This is a genomic window from Streptomyces sp. NPDC049970, assembly GCF_040660235.1.
GTDB lineage: Bacteria > Actinomycetota > Actinomycetes > Streptomycetales > Streptomycetaceae > Streptomyces.
Map to the genome: position 1 here is coordinate 137,895 of NZ_JBFALP010000014.1, position 17,276 is coordinate 155,170.

The 17,276-nt window shown below is 73.1% G+C and carries 13 protein-coding genes and 1 pseudogene; 6 read left to right on the forward strand and 8 right to left on the reverse strand.

Features of this window, described 5'->3' with window-relative positions; translation table 11 throughout:
- Window positions 1–121: 121 nt before the first annotated feature.
- Window positions 122–1,474: a glutaminase A gene (gene glsA, locus AB0I83_RS23180; protein WP_356532101.1), complete on the forward strand. Its 1,353-nt coding sequence runs from the start codon at window positions 122–124 to the stop codon at window positions 1,472–1,474.
- 4 nt (window positions 1,475–1,478) lie between these two features.
- On the opposite strand, the gene AB0I83_RS23185 is transcribed toward glsA, so the two are convergent.
- Window positions 1,479–2,306: an endonuclease gene (locus AB0I83_RS23185; RefSeq protein ID WP_356532099.1), complete on the reverse strand. Its 828-nt coding sequence runs from the start codon at window positions 2,304–2,306 to the stop codon at window positions 1,479–1,481.
- Between the two features lie 211 nt (window positions 2,307–2,517).
- On the opposite strand from AB0I83_RS23185, the gene AB0I83_RS23190 reads away from it, so the two are divergent.
- The 4 genes and pseudogenes from AB0I83_RS23190 (at window position 2,518) to AB0I83_RS23205 (ending at window position 6,682) form a co-directional block, all read left to right on the forward strand.
- Window positions 2,518–2,724, forward strand: coding sequence for a hypothetical protein (locus AB0I83_RS23190; protein ID WP_363305957.1), 207 nt, complete (start codon window positions 2,518–2,520; stop codon window positions 2,722–2,724).
- Window positions 2,725–2,797: 73 nt separating this feature from the next.
- A complete protein-coding gene (locus AB0I83_RS23195) occupies window positions 2,798–3,949 on the forward strand; it encodes a methyltransferase (RefSeq protein ID WP_363305958.1) in 1,152 nt (383 codons plus the stop codon).
- Between the two features lie 16 nt (window positions 3,950–3,965).
- Window positions 3,966–4,400, forward strand: a pseudogene (locus AB0I83_RS23200) (oxygenase MpaB family protein); the annotation flags it as partial.
- Window positions 4,401–4,438: 38 nt separating this feature from the next.
- Window positions 4,439–6,682: a serine/threonine-protein kinase gene (locus AB0I83_RS23205; protein WP_363305959.1), complete on the forward strand. Its 2,244-nt coding sequence runs from the start codon at window positions 4,439–4,441 to the stop codon at window positions 6,680–6,682.
- A 2-nt stretch (window positions 6,683–6,684) separates the two neighbouring features.
- Here the strand turns inward: AB0I83_RS23205 and AB0I83_RS23210 are convergent, their stop codons facing one another.
- The gene (locus AB0I83_RS23210; protein ID WP_363305960.1) at window positions 6,685–7,311 is read right to left on the reverse strand and encodes a DinB family protein; all 627 of its coding nucleotides are present in this window, start codon (window positions 7,309–7,311) and stop codon (window positions 6,685–6,687) included.
- A gap of 169 nt (window positions 7,312–7,480) precedes the next feature.
- Here AB0I83_RS23210 and AB0I83_RS23215 point away from each other — a divergent pair, with 169 nt between their 5' ends.
- The gene (locus tag AB0I83_RS23215) at window positions 7,481–9,055 is read left to right on the forward strand and encodes an NAD(P)/FAD-dependent oxidoreductase (RefSeq protein WP_363305961.1); all 1,575 of its coding nucleotides are present in this window, start codon (window positions 7,481–7,483) and stop codon (window positions 9,053–9,055) included.
- Window positions 9,056–9,061: 6 nt separating this feature from the next.
- On the opposite strand, the gene AB0I83_RS23220 is transcribed toward AB0I83_RS23215, so the two are convergent.
- Genes AB0I83_RS23220 through AB0I83_RS23245 form a run of 6 tightly spaced genes read right to left on the reverse strand, consistent with a single transcriptional unit; the run spans window position 9,062 to window position 17,275 of the window.
- A complete protein-coding gene (locus tag AB0I83_RS23220; protein ID WP_363305962.1) occupies window positions 9,062–10,036 on the reverse strand; it encodes an alpha/beta fold hydrolase in 975 nt (324 codons plus the stop codon).
- 4 nt (window positions 10,037–10,040) lie between these two features.
- Window positions 10,041–12,443, reverse strand: coding sequence for a polysaccharide lyase 8 family protein (locus tag AB0I83_RS23225; RefSeq protein WP_363305963.1), 2,403 nt, complete (start codon window positions 12,441–12,443; stop codon window positions 10,041–10,043).
- An 11-nt stretch (window positions 12,444–12,454) separates the two neighbouring features.
- Window positions 12,455–13,621 (reverse strand): GDSL-type esterase/lipase family protein, encoded by a 1,167-nt coding sequence (locus tag AB0I83_RS23230; RefSeq protein WP_363305964.1) that lies wholly within the window; start codon window positions 13,619–13,621, stop codon window positions 12,455–12,457.
- Window positions 13,609–14,688 (reverse strand): right-handed parallel beta-helix repeat-containing protein, encoded by a 1,080-nt coding sequence (locus AB0I83_RS23235; protein ID WP_356532084.1) that lies wholly within the window; start codon window positions 14,686–14,688, stop codon window positions 13,609–13,611. Before AB0I83_RS23235 ends, AB0I83_RS23230 begins: the two co-directional genes overlap by 13 nt.
- Window positions 14,685–15,287, reverse strand: coding sequence for a DUF624 domain-containing protein (locus AB0I83_RS23240; protein ID WP_363305965.1), 603 nt, complete (start codon window positions 15,285–15,287; stop codon window positions 14,685–14,687). Before AB0I83_RS23240 ends, AB0I83_RS23235 begins: the two co-directional genes overlap by 4 nt.
- 2 nt (window positions 15,288–15,289) lie before the next feature.
- Window positions 15,290–17,275 (reverse strand): hypothetical protein, encoded by a 1,986-nt coding sequence (locus AB0I83_RS23245; RefSeq protein WP_363305966.1) that lies wholly within the window; start codon window positions 17,273–17,275, stop codon window positions 15,290–15,292.
- Window position 17,276: the final 1 nt, after the last annotated feature.

Sequence of the window (17,276 nt, forward strand, 5' to 3'; positions counted from 1 at the left end):
ACCTAGGATGAGCGAGTTGTGCCCCATCTCCTCGGGAGGTACGTGCGATGGCCGCGCTCACGGTGTGGAAGTCCCGGTCGCCCGAGGGTGCGCAGGGTGCCGGGACGGCCCGGGAGCGCCCGTGAGTGCCTCCGAGGCGGTGACGGACGCGCTGCGTGATCTGCACGCGCGCTTCGCCGGTGTGCGAGAGGGGGAGAGGGCCGACTACATCCCGGAGTTGGCCCGATCCGATGCCGATGACTTCGGGCTCGCGCTCGTCAGCATGGACGGGCACCGGTACAGCGCCGGTGCGGCCGGCACCCCCTTCACGCTGCAGTCGGTGTCCAAGCCCTTCGTCTACGCCCTGGCCCTGTCCTCGCTCGGCCTCGACGAGGTGGGCCGTTGGGTCGGCGCCGAGCCCAGCGGCGAGGCGTTCAACGCCATCAGCCTGGAACCCCGCACCGGCCGGCCCGCCAACGCCATGGTCAACGCCGGCGCCATCGTCACCACGGCGCTGGTCCCCGACCGCCCGGACGCTCCGGCGTTCACCCGCGTCCTGACGGCCCTGAGCCGCTTCGCGGGGCGGAAGCTCGACGTCGACGAGGAGGTGTACGGGTCCGAGGCCGCGACCGGTGACCGCAACCGGGCCCTCGCCTACCTGATCCGCAGCACGGGGACCCTGCCCGTCGATCCGGTGGCCGCCGTGGACACCTACTTCAGGCAGTGCGCGGTGCGGGTCACCGCCGTCGACCTCGCGGTGATGGCAGCCACCCTCGCGCACGGGGGTGTCAACCCCGTCACCGGCGAGGCCGTCGTCTCCGCCGACGTCGCGGCGCAGGTGCTCGCGGTCATGGCCACCTGCGGGATGTACAACTCCTCCGGTGACTGGCTGCTCCGGGTCGGCCTGCCGGCCAAGAGCGGCGTCTCGGGAGGCCTGATCGCGGCCGGGCCCGCCCGCTTCGGGCTCGCCGCCTACAGCCCGTTGCTCGACGCGGCGGGGACCTCGGTGCGCGGCCGGGCCGCGCTCGGCGCACTCTCGGAAAGGCTGGGGCTCCACCTGATGAGGAACCCCGCGCTGCCGGGCTCGACCGTCACCCTGGCCACCACCGCCGACGTGCTGCCCTCGGCCCCGTCCGGCCGGCGGGAGAGGGCGCTGCGCGAACGCGTCGGAGTCGTCGCCGCGCAGGGCGCCCTCGACTTCACCGCCGCCGAGCGGGTGCTGTTCGCCCTGGACGAGTCGGGCCCCGGCCAGGTCGGTTCGGTCGTGCTCGATCTGCGCGAGGTGACGGGAGCGGACTCCGTCGCCCTCGCCCTGCTGCACGCCGGCCTGGCCCGGCTCGCGCGCGACGGCCGGCGCGCGGCCGTGGTGGATCCGGGGAACCGGCTCGGCCCCCCGGACCTCGTGCGGGAGCGGACCGGCCAGGACCTGCCGCGCTACGGCTCCCGCGAGGAGGCGGTCGAGCGCTGCGCGCAGGCCCTGGCCGGACCGGTGTGACGCCCTACCAGATGGCCTCGACCCACTCGGGGTGGTCGATGAACGGGTTCCGGTTGTGCTGGAACTGGTCGAATATGACCTCGTTGCGGTTCTGCTCGAAGCTGTCCGGCGGGTCCTCCTGGCTCCACTGCTTCAGCACCGAGAGCTTGCCGATGTTCGGGGCCGAGCCGTTGCTCACGCTGTCGTTGGGCTCGAGGTCGGCGAAGGAGTCGTCGCCCTCGTACCGCACCGCCATGTAGAGGATCATGCGCGCGACGTCGCCCTTGACCGCGTCGCGCGGTTCGAAGGAGTCGCTGTCCGTGAAGTTGCCGGCCGCTCCCGAGACCGCGCTGCCGCCGTTGTCGAAGTCCTTGTTGCCGCGGATCGAGTTGACCTGTACGTCCTCGGGGCGCAGGTGGTGGATGTCGGTGCCGGGGCCGGTCGCGGTGCCGAAGTCGCCGTGGGACTTCGCCCAGACGTGCTCCCTGTTCCAGTCGCCTGTGTCACCGCCGTTCGCGCTCTTGGACTGCGAACGCCCGGTGTAGAGGAGGATCACGTTCGAGGAGTTGGAGGGGTCCTGGTCGGTGGCCTTGAGCGCGTCCCACACCTGGTCGTAGGAGAGCTTGGTCTGGTCGCTGATGATCGTGTGCAGCGAGGCCTTGAGCGCGGTTCCGGTCTTGCCCAGGGCGTCCTGGTAGTAGGTGTCGTCCAGGGTGGTGGCCGGGGACGACGTCCCGGCTGCGGCCGCCGTGGGGGTGGCCGCAGGTGCGGTGGCCGCGACGCCGGTGAGGACGGCGACCGAGGCGGCTGTGGCGAGAAGTGGACGCGCGTAGAAATGGCGACGACTGGACATGTGGGGTGTCCTCTCCGGGGCTGCGAACGGTGTCGTGGTGGCCGGGTTCTGTCTGCTCCGTCGGGAGCCTTCCACACGCACGGTGCCGGTCGTGTGAACGTTGCGTATTCATCATGTGCAAGTCAAGTGACACATCGCCGGTGGCCGCCGGGGCATCGGGTGCGCGGACGGCGCCCCGGCGGGAGAGCGACCGTCAGGACGAGGAGGCGTTATGAGCGATGAGTCCGATCCCGTATCCGCGCCGGAGGTCCGGGGCGTGACCCTTGACCGCCTGCTGCACACCGGCGGCGAGGACCACCCCGGCGCGGAGGACCTGGTTCTCGTCTCCGGGCGTGATCTGAGCCCCGAGAGCCTGGAGTGGGCGAGGCGCACGCTGTCCGAGGAAGGGCGGTCGGCCATGGACGAGCGGCTCCCGTAGGCCCCGGCGGCGCACCTCGCGGGCCGGGGAGCGTGCGGGGTGCTCCCCGCCACTCGGTTAGCCTGAACCGCATATGAACCGTTTGACGACACCACAGGGCGAGTTCGACCTGGCCCGCTTTCCCGAGGACCCGCGCGACCAGCTCCGCGCCTGGGACGCCGCCGACGAGTACCTGCTGCGGCGGCTGGACGGCGACGAGGGGAGCGAACCGGTCCGTACGTCCGGCACCGTGGCCGTCGTCGGCGACCGCTGGGGCGCCCTCGCCACCGTGCTGGCCGCGCACGGTCCCGTACAGATCTCCGATTCGTACCTCTCCCGGCGTGCGACCCTCGCCAACCTGGAGCGCAACGGCGCCGCCGCGGACTCCGTGCGCATGCTGTCGGCGCGCGACACCCCGCCCGAGCGGGTGGACCTGCTGCTCGTGCGGGTGCCCAAGAACCTCGCGCTGCTCGAGGACCAGCTCCACCGGCTCGCGCCCGCCGTGCACGCCGGGACCGTCGTCATCGGCACCGGCATGGTGAAGGAGATCCACACCTCCACCCTCAAGCTGTTCGAGCGGATCATCGGGCCCACCCGTACCTCCCTCGCGGTGAAGAAGGCACGGCTGATCTTCTGCACCCCGGACCCGGCCCTGCCCAGGACGCCGAGTCCCTGGCCTTACCACTACGACCTGCCCGACGACGTCGGTGCGGTCTCCGGCCGGACCGTCACCAACCACGCCGGGATCTTCTGCGCCGAGCGCCTCGACATCGGCACCCGCTTCTTCCTCAAGCACCTCCCCACACGGACCGGCCCCGACCGCGTCGTCGACCTCGGCTGCGGGAACGGTGTGGTGGGTACCGCCGCGGCGCTCGCCAACCCGGCCGCGTCCGTCACCTTCATCGACGAGTCCTACCAGGCGGTCGCCTCGGCCGAGGAGACCTTCCGGGCGAACACCGATGCCGAGGCGGACTTCCTGGTCGGTGACGCGATGGCGGACGTGGCCCCGGGAAGCGTCGACCTGGTCCTCACCAACCCGCCGTTCCACTCGCACCAGGCGGTCACCGACGCCACGGCCCGGAACATGTTCCACGGAGCACGCACCGCGCTCCGGCAGGGCGGCGAGCTCTGGGTCGTCGGTAACCGGCACCTCGCCTACCACACACAGCTGCGCCGGATCTTCGGCAACTGCGTCACCGTGGCGGGTGACCCCAAGTTCGTGGTCCTGCGGGCGGTCAAGCGCTGAGCCGCGTCAGGGGCCGGGCCTCGACCCGCCCGCCGTGCCCGGATCGACCGCCGCGCTCGCCTCCTACTTCGCCGGCATCCGTCCCCGGCCGGCCGCCGGCACCGATGCCTCGGACGTCGACGACTTCCTGCGCAGCCCACCCGTCCCGGCCCCGCTGATCCCGGCACGGGCCCTCCTGTGGCGGCACGTGGCCGCCCTCGCCTACGACTCCCTGCCCCCGTACGCCCATGAGCTGTACGGCAGGACCGCACCGCCGCCGGCCGCGGTCGACCGCCGCCTGCGCGTGGCGGGGTCCCTCCTGCGACGGGTCCCCGGACGCCTCCGAAGGCGGCTGCCGCCCGGTCACGTCGCGAAGGCGATGGCACGCCTCGGTCCCGGCAGCCGTCCCGCACCGTACGAACTCCGCAGACAGGGCGCCATACTGGACGGGCCGGGGAGGGCACAGCGGTAGGCAGCGGGCAGTGAAGCAGACGGGGGCGACGACAGGCGATGGCGGACACCAGACTGTTCCAGAGCCGCTACCGGCTCCTCGACCTGATCGGGCGAGGGGGCATGGGCGAGGTGTGGCGCGCGCGGGACGAAGCGCTGGGCCGCCAGGTGGCCGTCAAGTGCCTGAAGCCGATGGGGCCGCAGCACGACCAGGACTTCACCCGCATCCTGCGCGAGCGATTCCGCCGTGAGGCGCGGGTCGCCGCCGCGCTCCAGCACCGCGGTGTCACCGTCGTCCACGACTTCGGCGAGTCGGACGGCGTCCTGTACCTGGTCATGGAGCTTCTGGAAGGACGCAACCTCAGTCAGCTCCTGGAGGACAACAGGCAGCACCCGTTGCCGGTGGAGGACGTCGTCGACATCGCCGACCAGGTCGCCGACGCGCTCGGATACACCCACCAGCAGGGCATCGTGCACCGCGACCTCAAGCCGGCCAACATCATGCGGCTCGACGACGGGGCGGTGAAGATCTGCGACTTCGGGATAGCCAGGCTCGGCCACGACATCGGCTTCAGCTCCCGGCTCACCGGCACGGGTATCGCCATGGGCACCCCGCACTACATGTCGCCCGAGCAGATCAGCGGCGGGGAGGTCGACCACCGCAGCGACCTCTACTCCCTGGGCTGCGTGCTGTACGAGATAGCCACGGGCGTGCCGCCGTTCGACATGGAGGACGCCTGGGCCGTCCTCGTCGGACATCGCGACACCGTGCCCGAGCCGCCACGCGCCCGCCGGGCCGAACTGCCCCGGTTCCTCGACCGTGTCGTCCTCGACCTGCTGGCCAAGACACCCGGGGAGCGGCCCGCCGACGCCGGTGACCTGAGGCAGCGCATCGCCGTCGGCCGCAGCGGCGAGCAGCCCGCCGTCGTAGGGGGCCCGCCCGCCCCACCGGTGGGGCGGATCGTCGCGGGCGCGGCCCGGCTGCCGTCCTGGACCCGCGACATGACCCCCGGGCACAGGGCTCTGGGTTCGGAGCCGCCCGCGGGGACCGCGGCCGCCGACCACGCGACCGTACTGACCGTCGCCTGGACGGTGGCCACCGGCTCCGCCCTCACCGGCGCCTTCCCCCGGGCGGGGACCGGCCGCCCCACCCCGTCGCCCGAGCTGCTCGCCACCCTGGCGAACCGGCACAGCGCGGGTGTGGACCTCGGGCGGCTCGGCCACTGGGAGGAGGCCGGAGAGGTGCACCGCTCGGTCGCCACCGAACGCGAACACGCGCTCGGCCCCGACCACCCCGACACCCTCGCCAGCAGGTACGAGGTGGGACTCACCCTCAGCCGCACCGGACGGGCCGAGGACGCCCTGCGCGAGTTCGGCAGGGTCGCCGACGGCCGGGAACGGGCGCTGGGCCCCGACCACCCCGAAACCCTCGCGGCACGGCAGGAGACCGCGTACGTCCTCGGGCGCCTCGGACGCCACTTCGAGGCGCACCAGGTGTACGCCGCGGTGCTCGCCTCCCGGGAGCGCTCGATGGGCCCCGACCACCCCGACACCCTGCGCTGCCGTCACAACCTCGCCTTCAACCTCAGCAGGCTCGGCCGCGTCGAGGACTCGTACCGCATGGCCCGTGAGGTGGCGGACAGCCGCGCCCGGGTCCTGGGCGCCGAGCACCCGGACACCCTGGTCACCCTGTACGAAGTGGCCTACACGCTGGGCCGCCTGGGCCGCTGGACCGAGGCCCTGCAGACCTACCTCGACGTGGCCGAGGCCCGCGAACGGGTCCTGGGCGCCGATCATCCCGACACCCTCTCCGCGCGCTACGAGGTGGGTATCGGCCTCGGCCGGCTGGGCCGCACCGCCGAGGCACTGGAGCTGTACCGCGCCCTGGCCGACGACCGCGCCCGGGTCAGCGGTCCGTCCCACCCCGAGACCCTCCGCGCGCGCCACGGCCTGGGCGTCAACCTCGGGCGGACGGCGCGCTGGGAGGAGGCGCTCGCCGAGTCGCGCGAGGTGTGCGCGATCCGCTCGCGCACCCTGGGGCCGGACCACCCGGACACGCTCGTCAGCCGGCGCGAGACGGCCGTCGGCCTGGGCTGGCTCGGCCGCTGGGCGGATGCCCTGACCGAGTACCGGGCGGTCGCCGAGGCCCGTGAACGGGTCCTGGGCCCCGACCATCCCGACACGCTCGCGGGCCGCAACGACGAGGCGCACTGCCTCGAACAGCTCGGTCGCGGCACGGAGGCCGTCGACCTCTACCGAAGGGTCGCCGACCTGCGCCGGCGGCGCGGTGCACCCCCGCGCTGACGTCAGGCGCAGGCGCCCCGCGCACGGTGGAGGTCGCGGAGCAGGGCGATCTCGGCCCCGTGGTGCAGGAGCTCCTGGTTGACCCACCAGACGATGTCGACGAAGGGGTCCTCCGGGTCGCTGCCGTACGGGTAGGTGCTGTGGCCGACGGTGTCCAGCGCGGTGTCGTCGGCGCCGACGAGCGCCGAACGCCACGCGTCCGCCGACGCCTCGAAGTCCGCGACCGCCCCCGCGGCGTCGCCCGCCACGCGGTAGTCGCCGCGGGTCATGCCGTGGCTGCCCGTGGTGTGGTCGGCGCGCAGCGCCAGCAGCTCGCTGAGATGGCTCAGACGCCACGCGATGGTGGTGAAGGGCGGCGGCGACGGATGCGGGGACGCAGCCGTGTCACGCCCCCAGTCGCCGGAGCCGGTCAGGGCCGTCGCGCCCGGACCGGGGCCCGCGCTGTGCCGCCGGACCGACCAGCAGTCGGGCACCGGCTCCCACAGGTACTCCGCGTCCGTCAGCGCCGCGACCTCCACCTCCGTACCACTGCCGCTGTCGGCCGTCGGGCCCGTCAACCGGTGGGTGAGCCGCTCGCGCGCCCAGTCGAACTGTTCCAGCAGCGGGATCAGACGTGCGGGGGTGTCCATGCGTCTCCTCGGGCGTCCCGCGGAGCGGGACGTGGCGGGTGGCGGTCGTTCCGGGCGAGCACCCTGTCACAGCCGGCACCTCGCCGCCCACAGGTTTCCGGTGCCCCGGTGTCGCACCGCGCGGATCCGCCCTCTGTCCACGGACGATCGGCGCGTGTTACGAAGGGGCATGTCCGCAGACCAGATGACCCCGCCCGGCACACCCGCGCGCGCCGACTACGACGCGGTCGTCGTGGGCGGCGGCCACAACGGCCTGGTGGCCGCCGCGTACCTCGCCCGCGCCGGGCAGTCGGTCCTCGTCCTCGAGCGCCTCGCGGGCACCGGCGGAGCCGCCGTCTCGACCCGCCCCTTCGCGGGCGTCGACGCCCGGCTCTCCCGCTACTCCTACCTCGTCTCGCTCCTCCCGCGGAAGATCGTGCGCGAGCTCGGCCTCGACTTCGCCGTACGCAAGCGCACCGTCTCCTCGTACACACCGGCCGTGCGCGGCGGCCGGGCCACGGGGCTGCTCGTCGGCGGCGACGGGACCCGGAGCTCCTTCGCCGCGCTCACGGGCGACGACCGCGAGTACGAGGCCTGGCAGCGCTTCTACGGAACGACACAGCGGGTCGCCGAGCGCGTCTTCCCGACACTCACCGAACCCCTGGTGACCCGCGACGCCCTCCGTGCGCGCGTCGACGACGCGGAAGCCTGGCGCATGCTGTTCGAGGAGCCGATCGGCGCCGCCGTCGAGGACAACTTCGCCGACGGCCTGGTACGCGGCGTCGTGCTCACCGACGCACTGATCGGCACCTTCGCCGACGCCCATGACCCGTCCCTGCTCCAGAACCGCTGCTTCCTCTACCACGTGATCGGCAACTCCACCGGCGACTGGGACGTACCCGTCGGAGGCATGGGCGCGCTCACCGACGCACTGGCCGAAGCCGCGTCGGCCGCGGGAGCCGAGATCCGTGTCCTGCACGAGGCGACCCGTATCGAGACCGACGGCACCCGCGCCGAGGTCACCGTCCGTTCCCCTGACGGCGAGCACGTGGTCGCGGCACGCACGGTCCTGGTCAACGCGTCGCCGCAGGCTCTGGCCGGGCTGCTCGGGGAGAAGCCGCCGCCCGCCGCCGAGGGCTCCCAACTCAAGGTGAACATGCTGCTCACGCGGCTGCCGAGGCTGCGGGACCGCTCCGTCGACCCGCGCCGGGCCTTCGCCGGAACGTTCCACGTCGCCGAGGGGTACGAACAGCTGGCCGAGGCCTACCGCGAGGCGGCGGCCGGACGACTGCCCGGCGCCCCGCCCTCCGAGATCTACTGCCACTCACTGACCGACCCGTCGATCCTGGGCCCCGACCTCGTGGCCCGCGGCTACCAGACCCTGACCCTCTTCGGCCTGCACACCCCCGCCCGGCTCTTCGAGGCGGACAACGACGCGGCGCGCGCGGCCCTGCTCGACGCGACGCTGGCCGAACTCGACGCCCATCTCGAGGAGCCGATCACCGACTGCCTGGCCCTCGACGCCACGGGGAAGCCGTGCATCGAGGCGAAGACTCCGCTCGACCTGGAACGGGAACTGGGGCTGCCCGGCGGCCACATCTTCCACCGAGACCTCTCCTTCCCGTACGCCACCGGGGACACCGGCCGCTGGGGCGTGGAGACCGCGCACGCCAACGTCCTGCTGTGCGGCGCGGGCGCGGTGCGCGGTGGCGGTGTCAGCGGGGTGCCCGGCCACAACGCCGCCATGGCGGCGCTGGGCCGGTGACAGCGCCTACCCGGCGAACACCCCGCGCAGCGCCCCGATCTTGCGCGGCAGGTCGTACTCCGCGCCGCCCTCGTGGCCGTTGTACGCGAACACCTCCAGCTCGGCCGGGCCGGCGTACGCGTGGTACGCGGCGAACACCGTCGAGGACGGGCAGATCCGGTCCATCAGCCCCACCGAGAACCACGCGGGGGCGGTCGCCCGCGCCGCGAAGTTGACCCCGTCGAAGTAGGACAGGGTCTCCATCGCCTCCTCGATCCGGAAGCGGTGCCCGGACAGCCAGCGGGCGATCTCCGCGTACGGGCCGGCATCCGTGATCTGCGAGCCGCGCCGGAAGTGGCACATGAACGGCACGTCGGCCAGGACCGCCGCCAGGTCGTTGCGGAGCCCGGCCACCGCCAGCGCGAGGCCGCCGCCCTGGCTGCCGCCGATGACGGCGACCCGTGAGGGGTCCACGGCCGCGTGCGCCTTCGCCGCGTCCACCGCGCGCACGGCATCGGTGACGAGACGGCGGTAGTAGTGCCGCCAGGGGTCCTCGATGCCGCGCGTGACGAACCCGGGGGAGGAGGAGCCGTGGCCGTCCGGGCCGATGTCGGGTGTGTCCGCGGTGTTCTTCCCGCCGCCGCCCTGGCCCCGGTTGTCCATGACCAGATGGGCGTAGCCGAGGGCGCTCCAGGTCAGCCAGGAGTAGGGGATGCCGCGCCCGCCGTTGTACCCGATGTACTGCACCACGGCCGGCAGCGGGCCCGAGCGGACGCGCGGGAGCATCAGCCAGGCCTTGATCCGCTGCCCGCCCCAGCCGCGGAACGTCACGTCGAACACGTCCACGGTGGCGAACCCGGCGTCGAACGGCACGAACTCCGCGTCCAGGCCGTGGCGGGCCGTCTCGCCCAGTGTCTTCTCCCAGAACGCGTCGAAGTCCGCGGGCTCCTCCGGCTCCGGCCGGTACTCGCGCAGACGCTCCAGGGGCATGTCGAACAGCAAGGGTCTAGCTCCTCTTCAGGGTGAGGCCGAGGGTCGCGCCGTGCAGGCCGGCCGTGTCGGCGGTGATCCGCAGACCCCGGCCCGACGGGGTCACGCTGATCCCGGGATCAGCCGCGACGACCTTCAGGCCGGGGCTGTCCAGGCCGAGGACGACCGAGGACCGCAGCTGCGTCGGGTCCGACACGGCCACCGTGAGGGTCCTGCCCTCCGGGCGCACCAGCACCGAGGCGGGGCCGTCGCAGCTCAGCTCCTGAGCCGCTCCCGCGCCCCAGAAGTTCGCGGCGACCAGTCCGTCGGCGGCCCGGCGTACGGCGTGCACCGCGCCGGAGCGGGCCAGCAGTTCCACCGGGGGCGCCGCCGACCACTGCCGGGTACGCGCGGCGGACGCCGCCGGGGCCTGCAGCCAGAAGTACCCGGCGTCCTCGGGCGAGGTGCCGTGGTCCTGCCACAGCGTCAGATACGGGCGGGTGACCGGTGCGTCCGTGCCGTACTTGAGGTTGATCTCCCGCCAGGTGGCGGTCCGCTCCTCACGCAGGCCGTGCAGCGTGGCCGGCTCCGGGAAGACGTACCCCCCGGTCCCCTCGACGTGCAGCCACCGCGCGCCGTCCAGCCGCGCGGACCAGCCGGGTTCCCCGGACACGGGGACGCCGTCGACGAGGAGTGCCGCGCTCGGGTCGCCGAGCTTGCGGTTCTCGACGACCGTCTCCACGGTGCCGGCACCGCCGCTGATGCCCGAGCCGACACAGGCGATCACGTCGTCCAGGCAGAACCAGCTCTTCAGACCGCGCAGCGTGCTTCCGTACGCGCGCAGTTCCATGCCGTACGCGCCGAGTGTCGTGCCCGGCAGGGCGGTGCCGCCGGCCCAGTCGGCCGTGCTCGTCGTGCGCTGCCCCGCGGAGTCCGCGGGCCTGCCGGCCACGACGGTGGTGCCGGGCAGCCGGGCCGGGTCGACCGTGGGCCAGTAGTCCTCGCTGTAGTGCCCCAGGTCGTCGGTGTACAGCAGCACCATGCCGTCGGAGAGGTGCCAGCCGTGCAGGTTCTCGTTCTGGATCGACTCGTAGTTGTAGATCCGGCTCGAGTACGCCGAGATGCCGAGCGCGAACGACGGCCGGTGGTGCGCCGCCTTGTCCATCCTGGGGTGCTGCTTGTGGACGGTGAGCGGGCCGCGTGCGGGGACGGGGGACCCGATGGCGTCCAGCGCGGCGACGAGCGACGCCGGGTCGGTGACCGCGAGGAAGTCCCGGTAGGTGTCCTCCGCCATCCACTGCTTGACCAGAGCGGTGAACCCGTCCGCCGCCTCGCCGGGGAAGCCGGGGATCAGCCGCAGCACGGCCTCGATCACGGTCTGCGCCGACGCGTGGCCCTGCTTGCTGGGACGCGCGATCTCCCGCCCGCAGACCGACGCCATCACATCGCCCCGGGCGAGGAGCGGCTCGAAGCCCTCGTGGACCCAGGTCCGGACGTTGTCGAGGTCCGGGTCGGTGACCGTCCAGGCGGTGCCGGCCAGCAGGTTCAGCAGCCGGGACAGGCTGTTGAGGAGCTCCTTGCCGTATCCGCCGTTGTACGGGTGCTTGTAGTGCTGAAGGAACGAGCCGTCGGCGTAGAAGCCCTCACCGGTGCCCGCCGTGCCGTCCGTGCTGTCGTTGAACGCCAGGACGCTGTTCGCGCCCGAACCCTCGACGTCCGAAAGAGCGTCACGCACCCGTGCCAGGCCGTCGCCGTCGTCCCTGAGCACCGCGTTGACGGCTACGACGGTGGAGACCCAGACCCGGTTGGCGCCGGTGGCGATCTGGCGGTCGGCCCGCCAGAGGTTCGGGTCCGGGGTGTAGTGCCGCACCGCGGCCGTCACCCTTTCCAGCCGTTCCGCGCCGAGCACGTCGTACAGCAGGACGGCGCTGTCGTTCAGCGCGAGTGCCGAGCCGATCTCCCAGTCCCAGTCGTTGTCGAACCTGGTGTGCCCGGGACCGTAGCGGTTCGTCAGCATCCAGTCGATCCCGGCCAGCAGCAGGTCGCGCAGGGCCGGGTCGGCGTGCTGCGGGGTGCCGGGGACGGCCCACGCGGTCGCGACGACGGCGAGCCGTTTGAAGGACGTGGTGACGTGGTTGGAGAGCGTGGTGCTGGTCAGGTCAGGGAACAGCCCGTCGGTACGGGCCGGGTCGAGGCCCTTGACCGCGGTGTCGGCCGCCCGGCCGGTCCGGGCCACGGCGGCGGCGATCCGCTCGTCGGACAGGTCGAGCGCGGGGCCCCCGGTCAGCAGGGTGTGCCAGCGCTCCCGCAGGGCGCCCGCCTCTCCCGAAGCGGCGTACGCGTTTACGGGCCCAAGTGCGAGGGGCAGGGTCACGGCCGCGCCGAGCGCCGCCGCTCCGGCCAGGACGGTGCGGCGTGTGGTGCCGGTGGCTGGGGTCATCTTCGGTGTCCTCACAGCAGGTGTCGGCGGTCGACGGCCGCGGCGAGCGCGGCGTGACCTGAGGGATCGGGGTGCAGGCCGTCGCCGCTGTCGAACGCGGGCAGCAGGCGTGACGGACGCGTGGGGTCGCGGAGCGCGGTGTCGAAGTCGGCGACGGCGTCGAACAGCCGACCGGTGCGCACCGTGTGGTTGATCCGCCGGCGCACCTCGTCGAGCTCGGGCGTCCAGCGGATCCAGCCCTCGAACGGGGTGATGGTCGCCCCGACGATCCGCAGCCCCGCGCTTCGGGCCCGCAGCACCAACTGGCGGTAGCCGTCGAGCACCAGCGAGGCGTCCGTCAGGCCCGGCGGCTGTTGGAGGTCGTTCACACCGAGCTGGACCAGCACCGTGCGCACGCCGGGCAGCGAGAGCACATCGCGGTCGAACCGGGCCTGGCCGCCGGGGCCGAACCGGTCGTCGTCCAGCAGCAGTCTGTTCCCGCTGACACCGAGGTTGGCGACGGCCGAGCCCGGAAGCCGCCGGGCCAGTTGGTCGGGCCAGCGCAGATCGGCGTCGTCAGGGGTGCCGACCCCCTCCGCGAGGGAGTCGCCGAGCACGGCGACGACGGGTCCGCGGGCCCCCGTCACCTCGACGCCTGTCAGCAGGAACACCGAGGTGGTACGGACCCCGTCGACGGTGTGCGAGGCATGGGTGTTGCGGTGGAACGAGAGAGGGCCGGTGGGCCCCGGGAGCCGGGTCTCCACCGTCAGCGCCGACGCCTCGGGTGCGTAAAGTCCGTCGACCGGATCGCTCGTCAGGGACGCGCCCGCCGCCAGCCACGCCTGCCGCCGCCCGGCGAACGTCACCGCCCGCCCAGCGGCCCTCACGGGCCCGACCAGGAGGGGCACGGCCCCGAACGCGTTTCCGTATCTGAGGCGCACTCGGCCGCCGGCCGAGAGGCGCAGGGTCGCGGTGGCCACCCCGTCGGTCAGGCCGGCCGCCGCCACCGTGTCCGCCGCGGTCGGCGAGGTCTGTGCCGTGGCCCAGGACGTGGTCCAGGTCCCCGCCCGTGCCGGCCGGCCGGACCCGTCGGGCTGCGCCGCGCCGGCGGCGGGCGCCGCCACGACCGAGGCCACCCCCGCCGCCGCTGCCGTGATCACCCCGCGTCTCGCGGGCCCCCGGGCGGTCACTGCGGGCACGCGCCGGTCGGGTCGTACTCGCTCGCGTAGGTACCGACCGCGTCGCCGCCGGTGTTGCCGCTCATGGTGTTGGAGCACACCGGGCCCTGCGGGGTGCGCATGAACTTGATGCCGCCGCCCGCGTTGCCGGTGACGGTGTTGCCGTACACGCTCGTCCCCGTGCCGTCGGTCGCTGTGTCGCCACCGAGCCGGACGCCCGCGCCCAGGTTGTCGTGCACGGTGTTCCAGCGGAAGATGTTGCCGCTGCCGCGCGCGTCGAGCCCGGCCGAGCTCGGGTCCTTCTGGCCGCTGCAGTCGTTGTACTCCACGTAGTTGTTCGTCGAGTTCTCCTTCACGTCGACACACTCGTTGCCCCGGGTGGCGATCGTGTTGTGGTGGACGCGGTTGTTCCTGCTGACGTCGGCCGCCGCGTCCGGCGCCCCGTTGGCGCCCTGCTGCTCGGGGGCCGTGCCGAGGTAGATCCCCTCCCCGTTCTTGCCGCCCCCGCCGAACTTGAAGTCGGCGACCCCGCAGTCGGAGATCGTGTTGCCGTCCACCTCCGCGCCGGTGACCAGGTAGCGCAGCCGCAGGCACTCGTCGGCCGCGTTCCGCAGGGTCATTCCGGTGATGCGCAGAGCGCCCACACCGTTCCCTGGAGTCGTGCTCATGACATAGATGAGCTTGAGGCGGTAGCCCGCGACCTCGTCGGCCGAGCCGTGCAGCCCGTCGACGGTGAAGCCGCTCAGGGTCGTGGAGTCGTGCCGCACCTGGATGATCCGGCTGTCGCCCGCACCCTTGACCACGGCGTTCGACGGACCCGTGACGGTGACCCCGGCGCGCGTGGTGACCACGTCCTGCCGGTACGTGCCGGCCGCGAGGTTCACCACCGAGCCCGACGGCGCCAGGTCCAGGGCCCGCTGGATCGTGGCGAGCGGCGCCCCCGCCGACGTCCCCGCCGCACTGTCGTCACCGGACGGCGAGACGTAGTACGCGGTCGCCGCCTCCGCGGCGGGTGAGGGCGGGGCGAGAAGCAGCGGGACGCCGGCGGCGAGCGCGGCGACCAGGGCGGTACGCAGTACACGGCTCATGAGGTGTGCCTCCTGGGATCGGCGAAGGACAGAGCGAGGAGTACGGGAACACTGGGACCCAGCAGCAGCGGTCCCAGCGGAACGAAGAGCGAGAGCAGTACGGCCGAGACGACGGCGCCGAGCAGCGCCGTGCCACGGGCCGGGGATCCGAATCCGAGCGCCAGGGCTCCGGCCGACCAGACGCGCGGCGAGCCCTCCCGGTCCCGGCCCGCCTCGGCGGCCAGAGCGACGTGGTGGACGACCAGAGCCGCGGCGATGCCCACCTGCGCGGCGAGCACGACGAACGTCCACGGTTCGGAACGGCCCAGCAGATACACGATGTTCGCGGACAGGACGACCGCCGCCGCCGTCGACAGGAGCCCGTGCCGCCACAGGGCCCGCCAGTAGCGGGGGAACGCCGCGAACGCGTTGGCGAACACCCGGCTGTCGCCCTCGGTGCGCCACAGCTGAAGGGCGTACCCCATCGCCGCGAGCGCGGGCAGCCAGGTCACCACACCCAGGGACAGCACGGTGCACGCCGCTCCGGCGGCGGCCGGGAACGCGATGAACTCCAGCCGGCGCAGCAGCGCCGTCCCGCCGGACGGGAGGATTGCCCGCATGGTCAGCCGACCTTTCCTGTGTACGGCTCCGGGGCGTCGACGAGGACGCGCCCGGCCAGCTCCAGTCGCGTGCACCGCACCACGTACGCCGTGCCGTCGGCGCCGAGCAGCACGGCTGCGGCGTCGGCGTCGAGCTGGTCCGTGCGTATGCGCCGGAGCGCGGGGGACAGCAGGACGGTCTCCCCGGCCTCGGCGAAGGCGACGCCTTGCCCCTCCTGGCACGCGACGCTCTCACCACCCGGCGTCCCTCCCGGTGCCAGAGCGGTGAGGAAGAGGGCCTCGCGGGACCGCGGGGTGGTGGCGCGCAGTGTGTGCAGAGTGCGGGTAAGGCGCAGTTCCGGGGTACTGGACGTCGGATTGGCCTCGACCTCGGTGACCTCGCAGACGAACGAGGCGTCGCCCGGCGCGAACTGCCGCACCAGAGCCGTGGCCGTCCCCGACCTGATCAGCCTGCCGCCGTCGGGGCGCGGCTCGGTCGGCCGGTCGGTCTGCAGCAGGAACGTCCACTCCCGCTCCTGGGCGGCCTCGGCCAGGTCCAGCAGGACGAGCCGCCCCGACGGGGTGAACACCAGCGTCCGGTCCAGGCGCCCGATGCCGAGCCCGGGGTCGTACATCGCGGCGATCTCCGCCGTCGCGTGCGCCCAGCCGCCCTCGCCGTCCGCCAGCACGTCGCGCTGACCGGCCTGCCGCTCGTACGGGATGCCCTCGTAGACGTGGTACCGGTCCTCGTCGGCGTACCCGTGCCCGTCCACCAGCAGCAGATTGTGGTGCGCCGCCCGCTTGCGGTTGCTGTAACCCTCGTCCACGGCGAGGAAGGCGCCCTGCGAGATCAGCACGAACGAGCCTGAGTCCGGATGGTGGTGACCCTGGTTCAGCGTCTCCCACCCCAGCTCGGCACGGTGCTTCGCCGACGTGTCCCACGCCGTGCGGCCGCCGCCCGGGCTCGCCTTGAACGACACCAGCGTGGCGTCGTCGTCCCAGCCGGTCCGCGCCGCGAGCAGCCCCAGGTCCGGGAAGTAGGCGTGCGTCTCGGCCGGCCGCTCCGCCCGTACGGACGGGTCGTACCAGAGGTACTCCAGATAGGCCTCCGGCAGGATTCCCGGCCGTACCCCGCTCTCCGCCGCCTCCTGCCACAGCAGCTCATCGGACGCCAGGTCGCCCATCCACTGGGCCTCCGCAATCCCGTACTGCGCCGCGAGCCGGTAGTACAGGCCCGCGCTGTGCCCGCTGCGCCGGTCGTGGCAGTCGCCGTGGTCGACGTTGAACGCGAAGCCGGGCGCGGTCTGATGGAGCCGGTAGCGGAACGTGGCGCCGAGGAAGCCGCCGCGGTCCCACCAGTCGACGCCCTCGGCCTCCTGGAGCAGGTCGAGGTGGATCGCCAGGAACGGCACCCCGTAACGCCAGTACACGACGCCCTCGGCGTGCGAACCGTCCTCGGGCATCAGGTCCAGGACCGTGCCGAGGTTGTCCTTGGCACGCTCGGTCCACTCCTCCTTGCCCAGGACGTAGCCGGCGGTCGCCAGGCCCGCGTAGCAGATCCAGTTGTGGTTCTGCCAGTACGACGACGACCACCAGCGGCCCTCGCTCGCCACCGCGAACTCGAACATCCGCCGGCCCTGCAGCAGCAGTTTGTACCGCAGCAGCGCCCGCACACCGTCCGGCAGGGCGTCACCGATCCACCGGTAGGCCAGCGAGAGGTGGTGCAGCAGCCAGCCCGCGTCCAGATCGTGGTCCGGCATGTGCGCCTTACCCCAGTGCGGCAGCCGCACCGCCGCCTCGATCCAGCGCCGGCTCTCGTCCAGGTGCACCCGGTCGCCGGTGGTGCGGTAGGCCAGCGCCGGATTGGAGGCGGCCGGGCCGAGCCAGGTGATGCTGGCCAGGGGGTGCGTACGGGGCGGGGTCAGCCCGCGATGGCGCGCGGCCTCCTCCCGCAGCCGTGTCTCCTGTGCGGGCCGAGGTCCGGGCGGCGGGGTGGCGGAGAGCAGCATG